Here is a 22,529-nt window from a genome sequence, read left to right as displayed (position 1 = left end):
CTCTTACCCCCTCATGGCCCTTTTCGGGCCGTTGCCGACCGTGATCTCGCAATCAGGATGCCGCCTCGGTCACTCTGACGTCCTGCCCGGCCTGCGCCCCACGCATGCCGTATTCCTGTCTGGCGGCCTCGGCCGAGACGAAACCGAGCGCCACGTCGCGCGCGATCTCCTCCTGAGCGCGTTCCGAGGCCGGGCCGAAGCCGGCGCCGCCGGCGAGCACCAGTTCGACGATCTCCTGCGGCTTTGTGACCTGGACGAGTTCGCCGGTGCCGACGTCCTTGAGGATGCGCCCCTGTTCGTCGATGACGCGGCCGGAGGCGCCGGCGCCGGCATGGCCGCCGAACAGGCCAGGGATCGGATTGTCGACACCCTCCGGATAGAGCGAGACCAGCGTCGGCAATCCGTCCGAAGCAAGCTTGCGCAGGCGGATGCGCTGGCCGAGACCGCCGCGATGACGACCCGCACCGCCGGAATCGGTCAGATAGGTCTTCTCCACGACCAGAACCGGCACACGGGACTCGAAGGTCTCGATCGAGGTGTTGGCCGCCGAGGTCGGATAGAGCAGGCCTGACTTGCCGTCGCCATGCGCCGAGCCGCCCTGCCCGCCGCCCGTGAAGAGCATGTCGGAATAGGTCGCGCCCGAGGCATCGCGGCCATAGACGCTCGCCGCCACGGGCAGGCCGGTGAAGGCCTGGACCTGCTTCGGCGCCGCCTCGGACAAGGCGCGGAAGATGTTTGGCGCCAGATACCAGCCGGTGCGGGTGCGCAGATTGACCGCCAGCGGCTTGTCGCAGTTCAGGATCGAGCCCTTGGGCGCATCGATCGTGAAGGCACGGTAGCAGCCGGCATTGCCGCGGACATTCGGCGTCAGCATGCATTTCAGCGGGTAGGTCGCATGCGCCATCGTGTAGTTCAGCGTGCAGTTCAGCCCACCCTGAGGCAGCTGCGGCGGCGCACCGGCGAAGTCGAGATGGATGGTGTCGCCGTCGACAGTCAGCGCCAGAGGATAGGTCATCGGCGTGCCGAGCGGATTGTTGGTGACGGTGCCGCGATAGGTGCCGTCCGGCAGGGCACGGATCGCCTCGCGCATCGCCTTCTCGGAGCGGCTCTGCACGACATGGGCGAGCGCCCGCAGATCCTGCATGCCGTAATCGCCGAGGAAGGATTGCAACCGCTCGGCGCCGATCGCATTGGCGGCCACGAAAGAATGCAGGTCGCCCAGCACCTGATCAGAATTGCGGACGTTCTCGGCCAGCAGCCGCACCAGCGTCTCGTTGATCCGGCCAGCCTCGTAGAGCTTCATCGGCGGGATCTGGAAGCCTTCCTCGTAGATCTCGCGGGCACGCAGGCTGTCCTTGGTGCCGCCGATGTCGGAGACATGGCCGACCGTTCCCATCAGGCCCACCACCCGTGCGCCCTGGAACACCGGGGTGACGATCGCGATGTCGAAGAGATGACCGGCGCAAAGCCAGGGATCATTGGTGATGAGCACATCCCCGGGCTTCAGCGTGTCGGCCGGGTAGCGCTCCAGCAGCGCCTTGACCGCGCGCGGCAGCGTCAGGTTGAACACCGGCATCGCGCGGGGCGAATGCGCCAGCGTCTCGCCTTCCGGATCGAGCAGCTCGCAGGCGAAGTCCTGCGATTCCGAGATCACCAGCGAGAAGGCGGTGCGGCAGACGGTCAGCCACATTTCCTCGACGACGTTGACGAGCCGGCTCCACATGATCTCGAGCGAGATCGGATCGGCCTCGATCCGGCGCGCGGCCTCGGCCAGCGGCATGCCGGCGGTGATCATCGTCTCGGCCGCATCGGGCTGGGCGACGTGGATCACGAGGTTCAGGACCTCGTCGATCGAGACGCGGTCTCCCGGCGGCACGATGGTGGTGGCCTCGCGCTCCTCGATGATCGCCGGGCCTTCGACGGTGTCGCCGGCGCGCAGCGCATAGCGGTCATAGACCGTCGCCTCGCTCCAGCCGCCCTCGAACCAGGCCTTGCGGGTGCCCTTGACCTTGCCCGCGGCATCGCCGCCACCGGCGGCGCCGGCAAACGACAGCGTCGGCACCGGGCCGGCGCAGCGGACCCTGAAATTGATCGCCTCCAGCCGGGCACCCTCATAGACCGAGGTGTAGCGGGCGGAATAGGCCTTGGCGAAAGCGGCGCGTATCGCCTCCAGGCTTGCGGCGTCAATGGTGCCGGCCGGCAGCGGCACGGCGATATCGTGCATCTGTCCGACGAGCCTCATATCGGCGGACCGCTCGACGGTGACGTCGGCGGCGGCAACACCGGCTTCCTCCAGATGCCCGCGGCCATCCTCTTCCAGGCTCTTCAGCAGGGCGTTGACGGCATCGGCATCGAAGCCCGCCACGAACTCGACCGGCAGGGACCGGACGAGATCGAAGGAGAGCGGGGCAGCGAGGAAGCCCAGCGCGGAGGCGGCGCCGGAAGCAGGCGGCACGATGACCTGCCCGACGCCGAGAACGCGCGCGACATCGACGGCGTGGGCGGGGCCCGCGCCGCCGAAGCCGACCATGGCGTAACGGCGCGGATCCTTTCCCTTCTCGACCAGATGCACACGGGCGGCCGCGCCCATGCTCTCCACCACAACCTTGTGGATGCCCCAGGCCGCTTCCTCGACCGAGAGGCCGAGCGGCTCGGCCACGCTTGCAACCGCCTTGCGCGCCGCCTCCAGGTCGAGGGCCATGCGACCGCCGAGGAAGAAGCCGGGATCGTAATAGCCGAGGACGAGGTTGGCGTCGGTCACGGTCGGCTTCGTGCCGCCCATGCCGTAGCAGGCCGGACCGGGATCGGATCCCGCCGAATGCGGGCCGACCTTGAGCAGGCCGACTTCGTCGATGGCCGCGATCGAGCCGCCGCCGGCCCCGATTTCGATCATGTCGATGACCGGAGCCTTGATCGGCAGACCTGACCCCTTGGCAAAGCGGTTGACGCGCCCGGCCTCCAGCATCGGCGCAATCTCGGCGCGGCCATCCTCGATCATGCAGGCCTTGGCAGTGGTGCCGCCCATGTCGAAGGAGATGACGTCCTTGTGGCCGGCAAGTTCGCCGAACAGGGCGGTCGCGAGGCCGCCGCCGGCCGGGCCGCTCTCCAGCAGGCGGATCGGGAAGGTACGCGCCGTCTCGGGCGAGACCAGTCCGCCTGCGGAATGCATCAGCCTGAGCGTGCCGCGGAAGGAGCGCGCGGCGAGCTCGCGCTCCAGCCGTTCCAGATAACGCCGCATCAACGGCTGGACATAGGCATTGGCCGCCGTGGTGACGAAGCGCTGGTACTCCCAGATCTCGGCCACGACTTCGCTGGACAGCGACACGGTGAGCTCCGGGCAGGCCTCGCGCACGATCCGGCCTGCCTCCTGCTCGTGGGCGGGGTTGCGGTAGCTGTTGAGGAAGCCGATCGCGATCGCCTCGCAGCCGGCCGCAGCAAGCTCGCGGGCCGCCTTGCGCACCGCCTCGACGTCGAGCGCCGTCACCACGACGCCGTCGCGGTCGATGCGCTCCGGCACCTCCAGGCGCAAATCCCGCGAAACCAGCGGCTCAGGGAAGGTCAGGAACAGGTCGTAGATGTCGTAGCGCTGCTCGGTCCCCATCTCGAGGATGTCGCGGAAGCCTTGGGTGGTGATCAGGCCAAGCCTGGCGCCCTTGCGCTCGATCACGGCGTTTGTCACCAGCGTCGTGCCGTGGACGATGTCGCCGACATCCGCCAGCGTGATTCCGGCCATCCCGACGAGTTCGCCAAGACCGATCAACGCCGCCTCGGACGGGTCGTGAGGCGTGGTCAGCCGCTTGTGCAGGAGCACCGAGCGCTGCTCGCCGTCATAGAGAATGAAATCGGTGAAGGTGCCACCGATGTCGAAGCCGATGCGCCAGCGATTGCTCATGGGGCGGTCTCCGCGAATGCGAGATTCAAGGGGAAGAAGCGAGTGTCGCCGGTCAGCGCTGCGATCTCCGCGGCGCCCTCGGACAGCGCGGCGATGATGGCGAGCCGCTCCTGCTGCTCGACCAGCGTCGCCGGTATCGTGATGCAGAGCGCGACCTCGTCGCCAGTCGTCGGATCGCCGACCGCGACCGAAATGGCATGCACGCCGCGCACCGCTTCATCATGCGATTCGGCGAAGCCGCTGGCACGAATCTCCGCGAGCCGGGCGAGCAGCGCCTCGAGATCCTGCGGCGCCGTTTCGGAAGGAGCGGAGAGCCCCTCCGGGTAGAGCGTGCGGACCTCCTCGTCGGGCAGGCGCGCGAGCAGCGCCCGGCCCGTGCTGGAGGCGAAGGCCGGCAAGCGGTCGCCGATCGCCGTCACGACGCGCAGGGCGTGCCGGCCGGGATGGGCGGTGACGCCGATGACATGGGCGCCGCGCCGGACGCTGATATAGCCGGTATGGCCGATGCGGTCCGAGATGACACCCACGACGGCATCGGAGCGGTCGATCAGGGAGGCAGCGAAGCGATAGAGCTGGCCGACCTGGTTGAGCAGCAGCGAGGGCCGGTAGCGCTTGGTCTGGCCGACCGTCTCGAGGAGTCCCTCGTCGCGCATCGCACGCAGCAAGCGAGACGCATTGCTCTTGGGCATGCCCAGCAGCGTGACCAGATCGGTGACCGTCACATCGTGGCGGGTGCTGGAGAAGCAGCGAAGCACGTCGGCAGCCGACGATAAAATGGACATGCGCGAGATAGTTCCAAAAAATGGAACAACAGTTCCACCGAGTGGATCGTCCGACAGTTTTATTCTTCAGTCAACCTTGCAGCTGCCGAGAGAAGCCGCGTCACGGGACTGCCGCTGGGAATGATCCTCCGACCCTGCCGGGTGAGGGGTGAGCAGGCCCGACCTCCAACGCGGTGCCGGCGCAGCGCGTGGTCGAAGACCCGTACCGGATGGCTTCAGGGCGCGTCGACCGGCTCACAGACCACCTGCGCCATGGGCCCCTTCCGCATTTTCAGAACTGGAATAATTCTAGAAGATATTGAGTGATTATCTTCATCGCCGTCGCTAAATAGCCGGACTCCCGCGCAGATCTTGATGGGACATCTTGAGCGACCTGAGATGATCATCGCCTTTCTCATCATGCTACGCGAAGGGATCGAGGCCGCGCTGATCGTCGGCATCGTCGCGAGCTATCTGGTGAGAAGCAACCGGCGCGACTGGTTGCCGGCGCTATGGCTTGGCGTCGCGCTCGCCTGTGCGGCAAGCCTCGCGGTCGGAGCGGCGCTCGATCTCGTCATCGGCGAATTGCCGCAACGCGGTCAGGAGCTGTTCGAGGCGGTCATCGGGCTGGTCGCCGCGGCGATGTTGACCTCGATGGTGTTCTGGATGCGCAAGGCCGCCCGCTCGATCAAGGGCGAGCTGCAAGCCGGTGTCGATGCCGCGCTCTCGGGCGGGCGCCAGGGCCTCGCGCTGGTTGGCCTCGCCTTCCTCGCCGTGGTGCGGGAGGGGCTGGAATCGGTCTTCTTCCTGCTCGCCATCGCCCAGCAGGGGAGCGGCTGGCAGCCGGCGCTCGGAGCCGCATTCGGGCTTCTTCTCGCAGCCGGCGTCGGCTATGCCATCTACGCGCTCGGCGTGAAGCTCAATTTGCGCGTCTTCTTCCGCTGGACGGGCGTTCTGATCCTGTTCGTCGCGGCCGGGCTCGTGGCCAACGCGGTGCGCTCGCTGCATGAGGCCGGCCTCTGGAACCACCTGCAGCAGACCGTCTACGATCTCGGCACGGTGCTGCCGGCCGACGGAGTTCCAGGTGCGATCCTGTCCGGCTTCTTCGGCTATCAGGAGCGGGCCGCGCTGGGCGAGGTGGTCGCCTATCTCGCTTTCCTGACCCCGACGCTTGCCCTGTTCCTGCGACGCGGACAGGCGGGGACGGTCGCCGCTGTGGCGCCTTCGCCGGCCGGGCGACGCATGCCGCCGCTACGGCTCGCCGGCATCGCGACCTTGCTCCTGGTCTGCGGCGGCGCCGGCGCCTTCATATATGCCGCCTCAAAGCGCCAGCCTGCGGTGGTCGGGGCTCACGACATCGCCATCGCGATCACCGAGCGCAGTTGCGAGCCGGCGGCGCTGACCGTCCCGGCGGGCCAGGCCAGCTTCGTCGTCACCAACCGCGGCGAGCGCGTGCTCGAATGGGAAATCCTCGACGGCGTCATGGTGCTGGAGGAGCGCGAGAACATCGCGCCGGGCCAGTCGCGCCGGCTGACGACGCAGCTTCGCCCCGGAGATTACACGATCACCTGCGGGCTGCTCAGCGCCCCGCGCGGACGGCTCGTCGTCGAAGCTTCGGCCGCGCAGCCGCGCCAGGCCTTGTCGCTCATGGACATGATCGGGCCGGCTGCGGAATACCGCGCCCTCCTCAGCGAGCGCTCGGCCGCGTTGGCTGGAGCGATCGAGGCGCTGGGGCAGGCCTCGGCCGATCCGCCGGCCATGGCCAGGGCCCGCACCGAGGCCGAAGCGCTGCTGCGGATGTTGCGACCGGCCACGGCCGGCGATGCCGACCTCGCGGCGGGCCTCCATAGCCTGCAGTCCCTGCTGGCGGACGAGGCCGCCCCGGCCGCCGCGACCCGGCAGGCCGGGGAGAGTTTCCGCACGGCGCTGGGCCAGCGCACCGTCCTGCCCGATGCGATGCTGGCCGGGGCGGCCGCGGCCCTGTCGCCAGCCGAGGGCGGGACCGTGACGCCGGAGGATGTCGCGGCCGCAAGCGAAGTCACGCGCCTGCTTCTGCCGCTGGTGCAACGCGTCGAACCCGAACTCGCGGAGCGGGTGAAGACCGACCTCGCCGGCCTGCCGCGTGATGCGAAGCCGGGCGGGGCACGGAATGCGATGACCGGCGATCTCGAGGCGATGCGCAAGGCACTCGCCTTGCCGGATAGGGACCGTAGATCATGAGGAAACCTGACTCCCCCTTGTCGCCTTCGCGCCGCGCGTTGTTGGCCGGCGGCGCGGCCGCGCTGGGAAGCGCCGGCTGGGCGCACGCCGCAGGCGAGCCCGCCTCCAACCCCGCTGCCGCACCGACGAGCGACGCCGCTGCGCAAAGCCAGCCCTTCCACGGCCTGCATCAGCCCGGCATCGTCACCCCGCGTCCGGCGACCGGCCTCGTCGCTGCCTTCGATGTCGTCGCGACCTCGCTGGACGAGCTGGAGCGGCTCTTCCACATCCTGACCGAGCGCATCGCTTTCCTGATGGCAGGCGGCCCCGCACCAACCGCGCCATCGGCCTTTCCGCCGCCGGATTCCGGCATTCTCGGCCCGGTGATCGCGCCGGACAATCTGACCGTGACCGTCGCGCTGGGCGCCTCCCTGTTCGACGATCGCTATGGGCTTTCGAGCCTGAAGCCGCAGCATCTGCAGCGGATGAAGCGCTTCTCCAACGACGCGCTCGACGCCGGTCTCTGCCATGGCGACCTGCTGCTGCAGATCTGCTCGAACGGCGCCGATACCAACATCCACGCGCTGCGAGACATCTTGAAGAACACGCCGGACCTGCTCCTGCTGCGCTGGAAGCAAGAGGGCAGCGTGCCGGTGCGCCAGCCCAAGCCTGCCGAGCCCACGTCTGCCGATGACCGGCCCAGCGAGCCGCCCGAAAGCGCGCGCAACCTGCTCGGCTTCCGCGACGGCACCGCCAACCCCGATGGCACCGACGCTGCCGCGATGGAGCGGCTGGTGTGGGTCCGGGCCGGCACCGGAGAGCCCGGCTGGGCCGTCCACGGCACCTATCAGGTCGTGCGCATCATCCGCAATTTCGTCGAACGCTGGGATCGCACGGCGCTGGGCGAGCAGGAAGAGATCATCGGCCGCAGGAAGGACAGCGGCGCGCCCTTCGGCGGCCTGCGCGAATATGACGAGCCCGTCTATGCGGACGATCCCGACGGAAAGCGGACGAAGCTCGACGCGCATATCAGGCTCGCCAATCCCCGCCGCGCCGACACCGAGCCAAGCCGCATGCTGCGCCGGCCCTTCAACTATTCCAACGGCGTGACCCGCGCCGGCCAGCTCGACATGGGCCTGCTCTTCATCTGCTTCCAGCAGGATCTGGAACGATCCTTCATCGCGGTGCAGACGCGGCTGAACGGCGAGCCGCTGGAAGAGTACATCAAGCCCGTCGGCGGCGGGTATTTCTTCGTCTTGCCCGGCGTGCCCGATGGCGCAAGCCATCTCGGCGCGGGGTTGATCCAGGCGGCGCGCGACGTGGCGCCCGCACAGGCGGCGAATGGCGCGAAGGCGATGTCCGCGCCCAAGATTCCAGCATCCAGGACAGGAGATTGAGATGAAGTCAGGTTTCGCATGGCTGGCCGGTGCCGGCCTGATGGCGATCGCGTCGGTCGGGCCGGCGCTTGCCGCTTCGCCGCTCGATCTCGTGGCGCCGGTGTCGGAGTACAAGCTCTACGTCTCACGGAACGTCGATACGCTCGTGAAGGACACGAAAACCTTCACCGATGCGGTCAAGGCCGGAAACCTCGACAAGGCCAAGGCGCTTTATGCCCCGACGCGGGTCTCCTACGAGAAGATCGAGCCGGTGGCGGAATTGTTCAGCGACCTCGATGGCAGGATCGACGCACGCGCCGATGCTCATGAGAAGAAAGAGCAGGATCCGGAGTTCACCGGCTTCCACCGCCTCGAGTACGGACTCTTCGCCAGGAACTCCACGGACGGGCTCGCTGCCTTCGCCGACGGGCTGATGGCGGACGTTACGGAACTGCAGGGCCGTATCAAGGGCCTGACGGTGCCGCCCGAGAAGATGGTCGGCGGCGCGGCCGTCTTGATCGAAGAGGTCGCGGCGACCAAGGTCTCGGGCGAGGAGGACCGCTACAGCCACACCGATCTGTGGGATTTCCAGGCCAATGTCGACGGCGCCAAGTTCATCGTCGACCTGCTGCGCCCTCTGCTGGTGAAGGACGACAAGACCCTGGCCGCCAAGATCGACGCCAACTTCGCCACGGTCGACAAGACGCTGGCCAAGTACAAGGTGAAGGACGGCGGCTTCGAGACCTATGACAAGCTGAGCGAGGCCGACCGCAAGGCACTCGCCGCGACGGTCACCACGCTGGCCGAGGATCTCGCGAAGCTGAAGGGCGTGCTCGGCATCGGCTGAGTACCGCCTGCGAGAGCGGTTGAACCCGTTAGGCCGATCTCGCAGGACTCGTCGGCGTCTCCAGGACAGCGGGTCTCGTGCAACCGCAGATGGCGGTCGCCCGAGACCCGCGATCCATATCGAGGGCTCGCTTGGGACCGCTGTCGGCATCGAGCTGCGCCGGCAGCCCTCGAGCCTGCAGAGGCCCGGCGGCTGCGGCAGCGCGAAGGCCGCGGGCCTTCTCGTCAACGTCAGTGCGTCGGGAGAGGGGGAACGCGTCGTCGACCTCGATGCCTGGGTTGGCACGCGAAGACCGTGCATGCGGTGATCGTGATGCAATCCCCATCAGCCCTCGTTCAACGCGCCGACCTGATCGTCTCATAGAGGAACCAGCTCCGGCGTTCGGCTTCGTCGATCCAGACCTCGATCAGGCTGGTCGAGGCGACGTCGTTATGGGTCTCGCAGACGCCATGGGCGGCGCGCAGGAAGCCGGTCAGGCTCCGATTGTCGTCGGCGAGCTCGGCCAGCATGTCCTGGGGCGTGACGTAGTCGGCGTCGTTGTCGAGCAGGCGCTGGATCCGGCCGATATGGCCAACCGAGCGCAGCGTCGTACCGCCGACCTTGCGGACCCGCTCGGCCAGCGCATCGGTGGTCGCGAAGATCTGCTCGCCCTGCTCGTCGAGCATCAGGTGGTAGTCGCGGAAATGCGGGCCGGACATGTGCCAGTGGAAATTCTTGGTCTTGAGATAGAGCGCGAACATGTCGGCCAGCACACCGGTCAGCGCGGCGGCGATGTCGGTCGTGGCATTCGCCCCCAGATCGGTCGGGGTCCGCAGCGCAGCGTCGCGGATGGGCTTGTGGCTGGGTTCGGTCATGGCGGCTCTCCGGGGTGGATCGAGGAGCCTTTCTCCTCGACGTCCCGACCCTAGGTCGCGGCTGCCATCGCCTGAACCGGACGAAGGCATGTCGGGCTCATACCTAGGTTTGTGAGCGACGGCGAAGGCTGCGTTCTGCCTGACCTAAACACCTGTATGATTTCAATGCCGGCCGCTTTCGCGAAAGTGATGACGCGGATCCAGGCATCCGCGTCCAATCACGTGGGACGAGGCGGATGAGCTATGCTAGCCCGTTGTCAGTTGTCGCGACCGGATCCGGCTGCCCCTCATGTCGTCCCGCCACTTTGCCGATCGAGACAGCGCCTCACGGCCTGTCTTTCCCGACGCCGGTGCCAGCCCATCGCGCCTCTCGGCCGCGGTGATGAACACGACGGCCTTTCGCATCGCGGCGGCATTGCTCGCGCTCTGCATCTTCCTGTTCGACATACTCTCGCCGCTGGAGGGGGCGGTCGCCGTGCTCTATGTGCTGGTGGTGCTGCTGGCAGCAGCGACCGGACGGCGGGGCGACATCCTCGCGGCGGCGGCGGCTGGCTTGACCCTGACTGTTGCGGCTTATGTCGATACACATGGCCCGCACCTGGCCGGCGCACCGACCTTGCGGGCGCTGGTCAGCCTGGCGGCGACCGGGATCGCGACGGTGCTGGCGCTCAAGAACCAGGCGGCGACCGCGACGCTCGCGGCGCAGGCGCGGCTGCTCAACCTCTCGCACGACATGATCTTCGTGCGTGACATTCTCGGCCAGATCACCTTCTGGAACCGCGCCGCGGAAGAGACCTATGGCTGGTCTGTCGCCGAGGCGACGGGCCGTATCGCCGACGACCTGCTGGAGACGCGCTACGCGCGGCCGCGCGGCGAGATCGACCGCGTGCTTCACGAAACCGGGCGCTGGGACGGGACGCTGGAGCATCGAACCAAGGCCGGTGAGTGGATCACCGTGGAAAGCCGCTGGGCCCTGCAGCACGATGCCCAGGGACGCGTCGTCGGCGTATTCGAGACGAATACGGATGTCACCGAGCGCAAAGCCGCCCATGCGGCGCTGGTTCACAGCGAAAGGCGCTACAGGCGCATGTTCGACGCGAGCCGGATCGGTGTCGTCCAGGAGGACTGGAGCGCGGCGCGGGCGGCACTTGCGACGATCGATCTTGCGGACGGAGCATCGCTGTCGAGCCATCTGGCAAGCCACCCCGACGTAGTCGCGCGGATGCGCAGGCTGACGAAGATCATCGACGTCAATCCTGCCTTTCTCGCGATGATCGGCGCCGGAAGCTCCTCGCAGTTTCACCAGACGGTCGACGATGTGCTGTGCGAGACCGATCAGACGTTCGGCCCGGCGCTGGCTGCTTTCGCGCGAGGAGACAGCTTCCACGAGGGCGAGACGGAGATCGTCAGGACAGATGGCCGCCGCGTGCCGGTTATCTTCGCCATCACCTTTCCGACGGTCGATGACGGTGACGGCAATGTGCTGGTGTTCGTCGTCGACATCACGGAACGCCGGCAGGCGCAGGATGCGGTGCTGCAGGCACAGGCGGAGCTCGCTCATGCCGCGCGCGTCGCGACATTGGGCGAGCTTACCGCCTCGATCGCCCATGAAGTCAACCAGCCGCTGATGGCGGTCGTGACCAATGGCGAGGCGGCGCTGCGCTGGCTGCGCCGCGACCAGCCGGACCTGCAGGAGGTCGACAGTGCCATCGGGCGGGTCGTCTCGGAAGGGCGTCGGGCCAGCGAAATCGTCAAGCGGATCCGGGCCTTCCTGACCAAGACACCGACGCGGTCGAGCGCGCTGGATGTCGCGGCGCTGATCGAGGAGGCGGCGCAGTTGGTGCAGCGGGAACTGGCGCGCGCCGAGGTCGAGTTGCGCATCGAGGTCGCGACCGAGCTGCCACCCGTCATTGGCGACCGAATCCAGCTCCAGCAGGTCGTGGTCAACCTGATCGTCAATGCCGGCCAGGCCATGGCGGAGCACGATGGCCGGCGCCTGCTCACGATCACCGCCAGCCAGCCGTCAGACGCTTGCGTGGAGATCGCGCTGCAGGACACCGGACCGGGCATCTCGCCCCAGAACCTCGAGCGCCTGTTCGATCCCTTCTTCACGACCAAGCCGGACGGGATGGGCATGGGTCTTGCGATCTGTCGCACCACCGCTGAAGCTCACGGCGGAAAGCTCTCGGTCGAAAGCCCTCCGGGCGGCGGGGCGACCTTCCGCCTGACCCTCCCCGTCCCCCAGCACGGTGCCCCGGAATGATCAGGCAGACCTCCGTCAAGCCGGCCCCGGCCGCTCCCAGCCCTCCGCTCGTCGTGATCGTGGACGACGATCCGGCGGTGCGGGAATCCCTCGACAGCCTGATCCGGTCGGTGGGGCTGGCGACGCGCCTCTTCGGCGCGCCGGCAGAACTGTTGCAGGGCTCCTTGCCCGACGTGCCGGGCTGCATCATCCTCGACGTGCGCCTGCCCGGCATCAGCGGCCTCGATTTCCAGGACCAGCTCGCCCGGCAGGGAATCGCGCTGCCGATCGTCTTCATGACCGGCCATGGCGATATCCCCATGACCGTGCGGGCGATGAAGGCGGGTGCGGTCGATTTCCTGGCCAAGCCGTTCCGCGACCAGGAGATGCTCGACGCCGTGACGGCAGCGATCGAGCGTGACCGGCAGCGGCGCGGCGCGACGGCGGCGCTGGACGATCTGCGCTCCGCTCATGCAACGCTGACCACCAGGGAGCGCGAGGTGATGACGCATGTCGTGGCCGGGCTGATGAACAAGCAGGTTGCTGGCGTGCTTGGCCTGAGCGAGATCACGGTGAAGATCCACCGCGGCAACGTCATGCGGAAGATGGGTGTCCGCACGCTGGCTGACCTCGTCCGCATGGCAGAGGCACTGGACGTTCCCAAGCCGTGATCAGGCGGGAGCAAACCTGCGTATGATAGCCGCGTGACGTCGCTTCCTTCACAACAAGGCCAGGCCGCGCACCGGAGCTCCCTTTTCGTGCGACCCTCGGCATGAAGAAGCGTGAACATGCAACACATACCGACAGTCGCGATCGTCGATGACGACGACGGCGTTCGCAGCTCTCTTACCAGCCTGATCCGCTCGCTCGGCTACAAGGCCCGCAGCTACGGTTCGGCTCCACAGTTCCTTGCCGATCGCGAGACCGATGATCCCGACTGCATGATCGCGGACATCCAGATGCCCGAGATGACCGGAGACGAGCTCCAGGCCGCGCTGATCGCGGCCGGTCGGCGTTTTCCGATGATCTTCATGACGGCCTTCCCGACCGCCATCACGCGCGAGCGCGTCATGGCGGCGGGCGCCTGCGCCTTCCTCGACAAGCCGGCCGAACCCGACACGATCGCGCGCCATCTGGCCGCGGCGCTGGCCCGCGGCCGCGATTGAGCGGCGTCACCCCACACCTTGGTATGAGGCGCTGATCCGAGCGTAGAATTACGATCCCCGGCGGCGCCGCCTAGCCTGTCTCCGTCAGCTACCCATCGCGGAGACAAGGCCATGTCCAACGACCAGCACATCATCACCCGGCGAGCCGCTCTCGCCAGCATGGCCGCTGTTTCGGCAGTGAGCCTGATGCCTGCGGCGGCATCCGCCCAGCCCTCACGACCCCTTCAGAACGCAAAAGGAGCCACGAAAATGAGCAGCGGTTACGTCAAGACCAAGGACGGCGTCGAGATCTTCTTCAAGGACTGGGGCCCCAAGAACGCCCAGCCGATCATGTTCCATCACGGCTGGCCGCTGTCGTCCGACGACTGGGACGCGCAGATGCTGTTCTTCCTCGCGAACGGCTATCGCGTCGTCGCCCATGACCGGCGCGGCCACGGCCGGTCCTCGCAGGTCGATACCGGCAACGACATGGATCACTACGCGGCCGATGCGTTTGCCGTCGTCGAGCATCTCGACCTCAAGAACGTCGTCCATATCGGCCACTCGACCGGCGGCGGCGAAGTCGCCCGCTATGTCGCCAAGTTCGGCCAGCCCCATGGCCGCGTCGCCAAGGCGGTGCTCGTGAGCTCGGTGCCTCCGCTGATGCTCAAGACCGAGAAAAACCCTGGCGGAACGCCGATCGAGGTCTTCGACGGTTTCCGCAAGGCGCTCGCCGCCAACCGCGCGCAGTTCTATCTCGATGTCGCCTCGGGCCCCTTCTACGGCTTCAACCGCGAGGGCGCGAAGGTCTCGCAGGGCGTGATCCAGAACTGGTGGCGTCAGGGCATGATCGGCGGGGCGCTGGCCCATTACGAGGGCATCAAGGCCTTCTCCGAGACCGACCAGACCGAGGACCTGAAGGCGATCACCGTGCCGACGCTGGCGATGCAGGGCGATGACGACCAGATCGTACCCTATACCGATGCGTCGGTGCTTCAGGCCAAGCTGCTGAAGAACAGCACGCTCAAGATCTACAAGGGCTTCCCGCACGGCATGCTGACCACTCATGCCGAGGTGATCAATCCCGATCTGCTGGCCTTCGTGAAGGGCTGAAATCTCCGAGACGCCCGTGCGTGGGAAGGCGGCCTTCGCCCTCCCACGCATTTTCCTGGCACCGGCGCGCTCGCGCCCGGTGGACAGGGCCTGACCTCATCCCCGAGTGCGGGGACGGCATCCGCAAGCGCTACAGAGGGGACCGGTCCGCGCTGTAGCCTCGCAATCCATAACCAGCGCCGGCACGAGCAATGGGCCCGCCGGCAGCGGGAGCAGCAGCCATGACCCTCCATCCGGATACCGCCCGAAAGCCTGACCTCGGCGCGTCCCTGACCTTCGCGATGGCGTCGGCGGCCGGCGTCGCCGTCGCCAACATCTACTATAACCAGCCCATGCTCGGCCTGATCGAGAACGACCTGCCGGGGTCGCTCTCGGGTCTGATCCCGACGGTGACGCAGCTCGGCTACGCCGCGGGCCTCTTCCTGCTGGTGCCCTTGGGCGACATCGTCGAGAGAAGGCGGCTGATCGTTGTTCAATTCGCCGTTCTCGCCCTGGCACTCGCTCTCGCAGCGCTCGCACCGACCGCAGCAATGCTGGTCGCAGCCTCACTGCTGGTGGGCCTGGCGGCGACGGTCGCACAGCAGATCGTGCCGCTTGCTGCCCATCTTGCCGCTCCCGAACGGCGCGGCGCCACGGTCGGCACGATTCTCGCCGGCATCCTGACCGGCATCCTGCTCAGCCGCACGCTCGCGGGTCTCGTCGCCACGCATGGCGGCTGGCGCGAGATGTTCTGGCTCGCGGTTCCGATGGCGCTCTGCGCCGGCGGCGTGATGATGCTGACTCTGCCGCACAGCCGGCCCGATGCCGACATGGGCTACGCACGGCTGCTGCATTCCATGGGGCATCTCTGGCGCGATCTGCCGGCGCTGCGGCTCGCGGCTCTGACGCAGGCCATGCTCTTTGCTGCCTTCACAGCCTTCTGGACGATCCTGGCCTTCCGCTTGCAGGCGCCGCCCTTCGGCCTCGGCGCGGATATCGCGGGCCTCTTCGGCATCGTGGGCGCGGTCGGGATCCTCGCTGCGCCACTGGCCGGACGTGTCGCGGACAGACACGGAGCGGGGCCCGTCGTGATGCTGGGAGCCATCGTGACCGCCTGCTCCTGGCTCGTCTTCGGCCTGTGGACTTCGCTTACCGGCCTGGTGGTGGGTGTCGTCCTGCTCGATTTCGGCATGCAATCGGCTCTGGTCTCGAACCAGCACCTCGTCTTCTCCCTGAGGCCGGAAGCCCGCGCGCGTCTCAACACCATCCTGATGGGCTCGATGTTCCTCGGCGGTGCAGGCGGCTCGGCGACGGCGACCTATGCCTGGCAGGCGGCCGGCTGGCCGGGCGTGGTGGCACTGGGTGTCGCTGCCGCGGCGGCCGCCGTCGCCATCCAGGCCGGCGGCCGCCTGGGCGCCCGGCGACGTGCAAGGCCTCCATCCGGCGAGATCACAAAGTGCTGATCGCCCGCGCCGCAGCATCACCACCGGCGGTCACACCGGTTTGCGCCATGCGGCTGCGCCCGTTCCTGGACGCGCGCAGCCGGACGGCGGCCGTCAGGCGCGCGCCATCCGCCGCCAGGCGTTCGGGCTCACGCCACTGTAGCGACGGAAGACCCGGTTGAGATGGCTTTGGTCCGAGAGCCCGCAATCGAGCGCAATTTCGGCCAGCGGCAGCGTGCTCTCACGCATCAGTTTGCGGGCACGCTCCACACGCTTGCGCAGGACCCAGCTGTGCGGGGTCTCGCCGCCCGTCGCCTTGAAAGCGCGGCCGAAATGGCTGGAGCTGAGCCTGGCGGTGGCGGCCATGCTCTCCAGCGTGATGGGGGAGCCGAGATTGGCTTCCACGAAGCGCTCGAGCCTGCGCATCTGCCAAGCCGCAAGCCCGCCCGGCCGGCTGTCCTGCGGCGCATCGTCGAGCAGTGCGATGGCCCGCGTCAGCAGGAAGCGGGCGGCCGCGCGGTCGACCGCCACGGCCGCCCCCGCATCGGCCAGCAGTGCGGCGATGACCTCGCCGGCGGGTGCGCCCGCAGGACCATTCGACAGAGACGAGGTGTCGGACATCATGCTCTCCGTGGCTGGGAGGTCGGCATCGACCTTGAACCCATCCTCCACGGCGCGGCCCGGTGCTTGAATCGAACGAAGATTGGCTCCGATCACACCTGCGTTCTAGCCGACCCAAACCAAAGTATGGCGATGGCTGTGCCCGGCGGCGGCGGCGCGAGGCGCAGCCCGTCCGCGAGACGACATCGTGATGGACGGACGGCTCTCCGGGGCCAGGCGACGCTCTCGTCGACCGATCGGCTGTTCAGACAAATCGCGGGATGGGCCCGCGCTGCGGCGTCTGGTCGGGCAGTTCGACCTCGATCTCGTCGACATAGCACCATCCCCAGCCTTCCGGCGGGTCATAGCCCTCGATGATCGGGTGGCCGGTGGCCCGAAAATGCGCCCGCGCATGACGATGAGGAGAGTCGTCGCAGCAGCCGACATGGCCGCAGCTCCGGCACAGCCGCAGATGGACCCAGGGGCTGCCGATCTTCAGGCATTCCTCGCAACCTCTGGCGCTTGGCGTGACGTCGCGGATCGATCGTTCGTGCATGCAGGGCATCAGCGCGGCTCCGTGGGTATGGCTTCGGCGAAAAGGGCATGGATCTGGGCGACCACGGCGGCGCCTTCGCCGACAGCCGCCGCGACGCGCTTCGTCGAGCCCGAGCGGACATCGCCGATGGCGAAGACACCCGGCAGGCTGGTTTCCAGCGACCGGGCGCCCTTCCCCGTCAGGACGAACCCCTTCGGGTCCTTCTCGACGCCGGCACCGGCCCCGCCGGCATTGGGGTCGGCACCGATGAACAGAAACATGTGCCGCAGCGGGCGGCGATGCAGGCTGCCGTCGCGCCGGTCCCGAAACACTGCCGCGGTCAGGCCCGTGGCGCGGTCCCCCTCCAGGCTGGCGATCTCGCTGCCGACATGCAGCTCGACATTGGAGAGGGCGTCGATCCGGTCGATCAGATAGCGCGACATGGTGTCAGCCAGCGGGCGGCGCACCACGACATGCAACCGCCTCACCTGCGGGGCGAGATAGACGATCGCCTGCCCCGCCGAATTGCCGCCGCCGATGAGGGCCACATCCTCCCCGGCGCAGAGCCGCGCTTCAACGGCCGAAGCCCAATAGGAAATGCCTGCGCCCTCGAACTCGGACAGACCGGGAAGATCAGGCCGCCGGTAGTGCGCGCCCGACGCGATTACCACGGCGCGCGCCCGGACCTGCCGGTTGTCCGCGCAGGCGAGACGCAAGCCGCCGCTTCCGGCCTCCAGCCCTTGGACCTGAACCGGAATCGCGACTTCGGCGCCGAATTTCAAGGCCTGGTTGAGGGCTCGTCCCGCCAGGGCCTGGCCCGAAATGCCGGTCGGAAAACCGAGATAATTCTCGATCCGCGCGGAGGCTCCCGCCTGGCCGCCCGTCGCATGGCCGTCAAGAACGAGGACCGAGAGCCCTTCCGAGGCAGCATAGACGGCGGCGGCGAGTCCGGCGGGACCGGCGCCGACGATCGCGACGTCGTAGAGCCGAGCCGGATCGAGCGTTGGCACGAGCCCGAGACAGGCAGCCAGTTCGCGCGTATTCGGGCGCTTCAGAACCGGCCCGGCCGGGCAGACGACCAGCGGCAGTTCCTCCGGCAGCACGCCCATGCGATCGACGAGGGCACGGCCTTCCTCATGGTCGCGGATATCGAGCACGAGATTGGGCAGGCCGGCGCGGTTCAGGAAGACCTGAAGCTCGGTGATCTCGCGGCTTCCGGGCTCGCCGATCAGGATGGTACCGGCCCCACCTTCGGCAATGAGATCGACACGGCGCAGGATCAGCGCCCGCATGATGATCTCGCCGAGCTCAGCGGAGCCGATCACCAGCGCGCGCAGATGGGCCGCGTCGAGAGGCACCGCCGTGCAGCCCTGAGGCCCCGCCCTGCCGCCAGCGATGCAGGGCCGCCCGTCGAGCTGGTTCACCTCGCCCGAGAACTGACCCGGATGATGGACCGTCACAATCGCCTCACCGGACAGCCCGTCGCGGCGGACCACCTCGATCGTCCCCTCGAGGACGAGCCACGCAGGGGCATCAACGGCGCCGATCTCATAGAGCATGTCGCCTGCAGCGAACCTCGTCTCGGCATTATCGGCGAAACGGCGTGCGGTCCCGATCTGGGCCGGGGTCAAAGTCGGAAAGATCTGGTGCGTGCGGTCGCGCGAAGCCGTCATGAGATCCTCCAGAGATCGGTCGGGCCGGCCATGGCGAAGGCAAGGGGGCCGGGCCGCCGCATGCCGCAGGCGAGCAACAGACCACGTCCATCCGCCACCGTCATCACCTCGGCCCCGATCGCGAGCGACAGGTTCCGCCTCACAAATTCGGCCTGCGCCGGACCTCGTGTCATGGATGCAACGCGCCGGTCGGACATCCCCATCGCTCGCCGCCTCTTGCTGCCCCGATGATGCCCAGCGGCGGCGCTGGCTCTTGTCCAAACGCAGCGCCCTTGACGATTCTCGCCTTCGGGAACGATGGCCAAGGCGGAACCCGGTGGCACCCGCGGCTGGTTGGAGCATGATGGCAGTGCCGAGCCCGTCGCGAATGCGGCCGGGCGCTCCTCCGGCCGGCTGGAGGCGAGAACCGTCAATCCCGGCGCGAACATCCAAGTCGGGCGGCGCTTCGCCTGCCTATTGGTCTGCGAGAACCGCAACGAGGTGTGTCATGACGCGCAAGGTTTCCGATCTGATCGTCGATGTTCTGGCCGCGGCCGGGGTGCAGCGGATCTATGGGGTGGTCGGCGACAGCCTGAACGGAATCACCGACGCGCTGCGGCGCCATGGCGGCATCGACTGGTTCCATGTCCGCCACGAGGAAGCCGCGGCCTTCGCGGCGGCGGGCGAGTCGCAGATCACCGGCAAGCTCGCGGTCTGCGCCGGGTCCTGCGGGCCGGGCAATCTGCATCTCATCAACGGCCTGTTCGACGCGCAGCGGACACGGACACCGGTGCTGGCGATCGCCGCGCAGATCCCCTCGGCCGAGATTGGTGGCGGCTATTTCCAGGAGACTCATCCGCAATCGCTCTTCGCCGAATGCAGCGTCTATTGCGAGCTGGTCTCCGATCCGCGGCAACTGCCCTATGTCCTCGAAAACGCCATCCGCGCGGCGGTCGGCCAGCGCGGCGTGGCCGTGGTCGTCATCCCCGGCGACGTCGCCTTGCGGCCGGCTCCCGAGCACGCCTCGTCCCCCGCGGCCGGCCTGTTGCCTCCATTGCCTGCCATCGTTCCGAGGAAGGCGGAGCTCGACATCCTCGCCGCCCTGATGAACGAGGCGGACCAGATCACGCTGTTCTGCGGACGCGGCTGCGCCGGCGCGCATGCGCCGCTGATGCAGCTCGCGGAGACCCTCAAGAGCCCCATCGTCCATGCGCTCGGCGGCAAGGAATGGGTGGAGTACGACAACCCCTACGACGTCGGCATGACCGGCTTCATCGGCTTCAGCTCCGGCTATGAGGCGATGCATACCTGCGACCTTCTGGTGATGCTGGGCACCGACTTTCCCTACAAGCAGTTCCTCCCGACGCAGACCAAGATCGTCCAGGTCGACATCCGTCCCGAGCAGCTCGGCCGGCGCTGCAAGCTCGACCTCGGCGTCGTCGGCGATGTCGGCCTGACGCTGGAGGCGCTGCTGCCGCTCCTCACCGTCAAGGAGGATCGAAGCCATCTCGACGCGGCGCTGAGGGCTTATCGCGCGGCGCGCGAGGGGCTCGACCATCGCGCCCGCGGAACGCCCGGCCGCAAGCCAATCCACCCGCAATATCTGGCGCGGCTCCTCAGCGAGACGGCCAGCGATGACGCCGCGTTCACATTCGATGTCGGCACGCCGACGATCTGGGCGGCGCGCTACCTCAGGATGAACGGCAAGCGACGTCTCGTCGGCTCGCTCGCCCATGGCTCGATGGCCAATGCCTTGCCGCAAGCGATGGGCGTGCAGGCCGCCCAGCCGGGCCGCCAGGTCATCTCCTTCTCGGGCGATGGCGGCCTGACCATGCTGATGGGCGAACTCGTGACGCTGGTGCAAACGCGCACGCCGGTGAAGGTGGTCGTGCTCAACAACGGCGTACTCGGCTTCGTCGCGCTGGAGATGAAGGCCGGCGGCTTTCTGGAGACGGGCGTCGATCTGCAGAATCCCGACTTCGCCGCCATGGCCCGTGCGCTCGGCATGCATGCGATCCGGGTCGAGGACCCGGGCGAACTCCCCCACGCACTGGAAGACATCCTTGCGCATCAGGGCCCAGCGCTGCTCGATGTGGTGACGGCCACGCAAGAGCTCTCCATGCCACCGACCATCGGCGTCGAGGAGGTCAAGGGCTTCAGCCTCTGGCTGCTGCGGGCCGTGATGAGCGGGCGCGGCGACGAGGTGCTCGACCTCGCGGCCACCAACCTGCTGTCGCGCTGAGGATATCGCGCCGAGAGAATCAAGGAGAGGGAGTGCCATCGCGCCGCTGATGCTCAGCGATCCAGCTCGCCTTCGCGATCTCCTTCCATCTCACCTTGCCGGGCTTCACGATCAGGCCCGCGGCATGGGTCGCCTATCGAAGGCTGCGCGCTGCGGAGCCGGCCTCGGCGGACTCCCGGCGCGCGAGCGAGCCGCGTGCCCGGTGTCGGCAAGGGCCCTGCTGCCGATACTGAAAAGCGGCCCTTGCCTCGATCCGGCCTGATCGCTCCGCGATACAGGCTCATGATTGACAATCATTCCGTGCCGCCGAATGTCTCCGGTACCGGCGAGGAACCGTGCGGGAGGGGTCAATGACCAGGGGACTTCGCAAGGGTTTGACGAGCTATGGCGACGCCGGCTTTTCGCTTTTCCTGCGGAAAGCCTTCATCAAGGCCATGGGCTATTCGGACGACGCACTCGACCGCCCGATCGTCGGCATCACCAACACCTACAGCGACTACAATCCCTGCCACGGCAATGCGCCCCAGCTGATCGAAGCCGCCAAGCGCGGCGTGATGCTGGCGGGTGCGATGCCGATGGTGTTCCCGACGATCTCGATCCACGAGAGCTTCGCACATCCCACCTCCATGTTCCTGCGCAATCTCATGGCAATGGACACCGAGGAGATGATCCGCGCCCAGCCGATGGATGCGGTCATCGTCATCGGTGGGTGCGACAAGACCTTGCCGGCCCAGATCATGGCTGCCTCCAGCGTCGATCTGCCGAGCGTGGTGATCCCGGTCGGGCCGATGGTCGTCGGCCATCACAAGGGGGAGGTGCTGGGCGCCTGCACCGATTGCCGGCGCCTCTGGAGCGCACACCGTGCCGGCGAGATCGACGCCGCCGAGATCGAGGTGGTCAATAGCCGGCTCGCCCCCTCGGTGGGCACCTGCATGGTGATGGGCACGGCATCGACCATGGCCTGCATCACCGAGGCGATGGGTCTTTCACTGCCGATGAGCGCGACGATACCCGCGCCCCACGCCGAGCGTGTCCGCCTCGCGGAAATGAGCGGCAAGCGGGCCGCCGAACTCGCCGTCTCCGGCGCGCCCCGGCCGAGCCAGCTGATGACGAAGTCGTCCTTCCGCAATGCCCAGGTCGTGATGCAGGCGATCGGCGGCTCGACCAACGGCCTGATCCACCTGACGGCCATGGCCAAGCGCGTCGGCGTGAAGATCGATCTCGACGCCTTCGACCGGATCGGGCGCGAGGTGCCTGTGCTGGTCGACCTGAAGCCGTCCGGCGACCATTACATGGAGCATTTCCATCATGCCGGAGGCCTGCCGAAACTGCTGCGCGAACTCGGGGGCCTGATCGACCTCGACGCGCCGACGGTGGCCGGCGGTACGCTGCGCGACGTGGTGGCCGCCGCCGAGGAGGTGCCCGGGCAGACCGTCATCCGCACCGTCGCCACCGCGATCAAGCCGGTTGGGGCGATGGCGGTGCTGAAGGGCAATCTCGCGCCGCGCGGCGCCCTCATCAAGCATTCCGCCGCGACGCCCCGGCTGCTGACGCATGTTCGTCGTCAGAACATTCGGCACAACTCGCGGCGTAGATTAGCGGAGTGCGGGCCTCGTCTGGGGGTTGATGTTAGGCGGCGAGCTTGCGGTG

Annotated in this window: 17 protein-coding genes and 1 pseudogene; 11 read left to right on the top strand and 7 right to left on the bottom strand. The window is 67.7% G+C overall.

What is annotated here, in order from left to right:
• Positions 1 to 52: 52 nt before the first annotated feature.
• Positions 53 to 3,892, bottom strand: coding sequence for a hydantoinase B/oxoprolinase family protein (locus BW981_RS17750; RefSeq protein WP_076441653.1), 3,840 nt, complete (start codon positions 3,890 to 3,892; stop codon positions 53 to 55).
• Positions 3,889 to 4,674 (bottom strand): IclR family transcriptional regulator, encoded by a 786-nt coding sequence (locus tag BW981_RS17745; protein WP_076441652.1) that lies wholly within the window; start codon positions 4,672 to 4,674, stop codon positions 3,889 to 3,891. Before BW981_RS17745 ends, BW981_RS17750 begins: the two co-directional genes overlap by 4 nt.
• A 378-nt stretch (positions 4,675 to 5,052) precedes the next feature.
• On the opposite strand from BW981_RS17745, the pseudogene efeU reads away from it, so the two are divergent.
• From efeU to efeO, 4 genes and pseudogenes are all read left to right on the top strand, one after another.
• A pseudogene (gene efeU / locus BW981_RS23465) lies at positions 5,053 to 5,868 on the top strand (iron uptake transporter permease EfeU); the annotation flags it as partial.
• Between the two features lie 27 nt (positions 5,869 to 5,895).
• On the top strand, positions 5,896 to 6,873 hold the full coding sequence (locus BW981_RS23460; RefSeq protein WP_244560368.1) for a cupredoxin domain-containing protein: 978 nt from the start codon (positions 5,896 to 5,898) through the stop codon (positions 6,871 to 6,873).
• Entirely contained in the window at positions 6,870 to 8,249 is a 1,380-nt protein-coding gene (gene efeB, locus BW981_RS17735; RefSeq protein ID WP_076441648.1) for an iron uptake transporter deferrochelatase/peroxidase subunit, read from the top strand. The genes BW981_RS23460 and efeB overlap by 4 nt, the downstream gene beginning before the upstream one ends.
• A gap of 1 nt (position 8,250) precedes the next feature.
• The gene (gene efeO / locus BW981_RS17730) at positions 8,251 to 9,075 is read left to right on the top strand and encodes an iron uptake system protein EfeO (RefSeq protein ID WP_076441646.1); all 825 of its coding nucleotides are present in this window, start codon (positions 8,251 to 8,253) and stop codon (positions 9,073 to 9,075) included.
• A 335-nt stretch (positions 9,076 to 9,410) separates the two neighbouring features.
• Here the strand turns inward: efeO and BW981_RS17725 are convergent, their stop codons facing one another.
• Positions 9,411 to 9,929 carry a Dps family protein gene (locus BW981_RS17725; protein ID WP_076441644.1) on the bottom strand — a complete coding sequence of 173 codons (519 nt, stop codon included), beginning with the start codon at positions 9,927 to 9,929 and terminating at the stop codon, positions 9,411 to 9,413.
• Between the two features lie 382 nt (positions 9,930 to 10,311).
• Between BW981_RS17725 and BW981_RS17720 the strand changes: the two genes are divergently transcribed.
• The 5 genes from BW981_RS17720 to BW981_RS17700 all read left to right on the top strand — a co-directional run bounded on the left by BW981_RS17720 (position 10,312) and on the right by BW981_RS17700 (position 15,871).
• On the top strand, positions 10,312 to 12,192 hold the full coding sequence (locus BW981_RS17720) for a PAS domain-containing sensor histidine kinase (RefSeq protein WP_076441642.1): 1,881 nt from the start codon (positions 10,312 to 10,314) through the stop codon (positions 12,190 to 12,192).
• A complete protein-coding gene (locus BW981_RS17715; protein ID WP_076441640.1) occupies positions 12,189 to 12,842 on the top strand; it encodes a response regulator transcription factor in 654 nt (217 codons plus the stop codon). Before BW981_RS17720 ends, BW981_RS17715 begins: the two co-directional genes overlap by 4 nt.
• Before the next feature lie 117 nt (positions 12,843 to 12,959).
• Positions 12,960 to 13,337, top strand: a complete 378-nt coding sequence (locus tag BW981_RS17710; protein WP_076441638.1) for a response regulator transcription factor — start codon at positions 12,960 to 12,962, stop codon at positions 13,335 to 13,337.
• A gap of 111 nt (positions 13,338 to 13,448) precedes the next feature.
• Positions 13,449 to 14,429, top strand: coding sequence for an alpha/beta fold hydrolase (locus BW981_RS17705; protein ID WP_076441636.1), 981 nt, complete (start codon positions 13,449 to 13,451; stop codon positions 14,427 to 14,429).
• A gap of 221 nt (positions 14,430 to 14,650) precedes the next feature.
• Positions 14,651 to 15,871, top strand: coding sequence for an MFS transporter (locus BW981_RS17700; protein WP_076441634.1), 1,221 nt, complete (start codon positions 14,651 to 14,653; stop codon positions 15,869 to 15,871).
• 93 nt (positions 15,872 to 15,964) lie between these two features.
• Here the strand turns inward: BW981_RS17700 and BW981_RS17695 are convergent, their stop codons facing one another.
• The 4 genes from BW981_RS17695 to BW981_RS23280 form a co-directional block, all read right to left on the bottom strand.
• Complete coding sequence (locus tag BW981_RS17695; protein ID WP_210188692.1) at positions 15,965 to 16,471, bottom strand: helix-turn-helix domain-containing protein; 507 nt, start codon at positions 16,469 to 16,471, stop codon at positions 15,965 to 15,967.
• Positions 16,472 to 16,715: 244 nt separating this feature from the next.
• Positions 16,716 to 17,015, bottom strand: coding sequence for a UBP-type zinc finger domain-containing protein (locus BW981_RS17690; protein WP_076441630.1), 300 nt, complete (start codon positions 17,013 to 17,015; stop codon positions 16,716 to 16,718).
• Positions 17,015 to 18,658, bottom strand: coding sequence for an FAD-dependent oxidoreductase (locus tag BW981_RS17685; RefSeq protein ID WP_076441628.1), 1,644 nt, complete (start codon positions 18,656 to 18,658; stop codon positions 17,015 to 17,017). Before BW981_RS17685 ends, BW981_RS17690 begins: the two co-directional genes overlap by 1 nt.
• Entirely contained in the window at positions 18,655 to 18,855 is a 201-nt protein-coding gene (locus tag BW981_RS23280; RefSeq protein ID WP_210188691.1) for a hypothetical protein, read from the bottom strand. Before BW981_RS23280 ends, BW981_RS17685 begins: the two co-directional genes overlap by 4 nt.
• A gap of 290 nt (positions 18,856 to 19,145) precedes the next feature.
• Here BW981_RS23280 and poxB point away from each other — a divergent pair, with 290 nt between their 5' ends.
• A complete protein-coding gene (gene poxB / locus BW981_RS17675; RefSeq protein ID WP_076441624.1) occupies positions 19,146 to 20,879 on the top strand; it encodes a ubiquinone-dependent pyruvate dehydrogenase in 1,734 nt (577 codons plus the stop codon).
• 350 nt (positions 20,880 to 21,229) lie between these two features.
• A partial coding sequence (locus BW981_RS17670) for a dihydroxy-acid dehydratase (protein ID WP_076441622.1) occupies positions 21,230 to 22,529 on the top strand: 1,300 nt, incomplete at its 3' end.

Source organism: Allobosea sp. TND4EK4 (genome assembly GCF_900156025.1).
Classification (GTDB): domain Bacteria; phylum Pseudomonadota; class Alphaproteobacteria; order Rhizobiales; family Beijerinckiaceae; genus Allobosea.
The sequence above is the reverse complement of the archived record's forward strand: the minus strand, read 5'-3'. Positions and strand labels throughout refer to the sequence as shown.

Coding starts and splice junctions, on each gene's coding strand:
- BW981_RS17750 (WP_076441653.1), bottom strand. CDS start 3,892: ATGAGCAATCGCTGGCGCATCGGCTTCGACATCGGTGGCACCTTCACC.
- BW981_RS17745 (WP_076441652.1), bottom strand. CDS start 4,674: ATGTCCATTTTATCGTCGGCTGCCGACGTGCTTCGCTGCTTCTCCAGC.
- BW981_RS23460 (WP_244560368.1), top strand. CDS start 5,896: ATGCCGCCGCTACGGCTCGCCGGCATCGCGACCTTGCTCCTGGTCTGC.
- efeB (WP_076441648.1), top strand. CDS start 6,870: ATGAGGAAACCTGACTCCCCCTTGTCGCCTTCGCGCCGCGCGTTGTTG.
- efeO (WP_076441646.1), top strand. CDS start 8,251: ATGAAGTCAGGTTTCGCATGGCTGGCCGGTGCCGGCCTGATGGCGATC.
- BW981_RS17725 (WP_076441644.1), bottom strand. CDS start 9,929: ATGACCGAACCCAGCCACAAGCCCATCCGCGACGCTGCGCTGCGGACC.
- BW981_RS17720 (WP_076441642.1), top strand. CDS start 10,312: ATGAACACGACGGCCTTTCGCATCGCGGCGGCATTGCTCGCGCTCTGC.
- BW981_RS17715 (WP_076441640.1), top strand. CDS start 12,189: ATGATCAGGCAGACCTCCGTCAAGCCGGCCCCGGCCGCTCCCAGCCCT.
- BW981_RS17710 (WP_076441638.1), top strand. CDS start 12,960: ATGCAACACATACCGACAGTCGCGATCGTCGATGACGACGACGGCGTT.
- BW981_RS17705 (WP_076441636.1), top strand. CDS start 13,449: ATGTCCAACGACCAGCACATCATCACCCGGCGAGCCGCTCTCGCCAGC.
- BW981_RS17700 (WP_076441634.1), top strand. CDS start 14,651: ATGACCCTCCATCCGGATACCGCCCGAAAGCCTGACCTCGGCGCGTCC.
- BW981_RS17695 (WP_210188692.1), bottom strand. CDS start 16,471: ATGTCCGACACCTCGTCTCTGTCGAATGGTCCTGCGGGCGCACCCGCC.
- BW981_RS17690 (WP_076441630.1), bottom strand. CDS start 17,015: ATGCCCTGCATGCACGAACGATCGATCCGCGACGTCACGCCAAGCGCC.
- BW981_RS17685 (WP_076441628.1), bottom strand. CDS start 18,658: ATGACGGCTTCGCGCGACCGCACGCACCAGATCTTTCCGACTTTGACC.
- BW981_RS23280 (WP_210188691.1), bottom strand. CDS start 18,855: ATGTCCGACCGGCGCGTTGCATCCATGACACGAGGTCCGGCGCAGGCC.
- poxB (WP_076441624.1), top strand. CDS start 19,146: ATGACGCGCAAGGTTTCCGATCTGATCGTCGATGTTCTGGCCGCGGCC.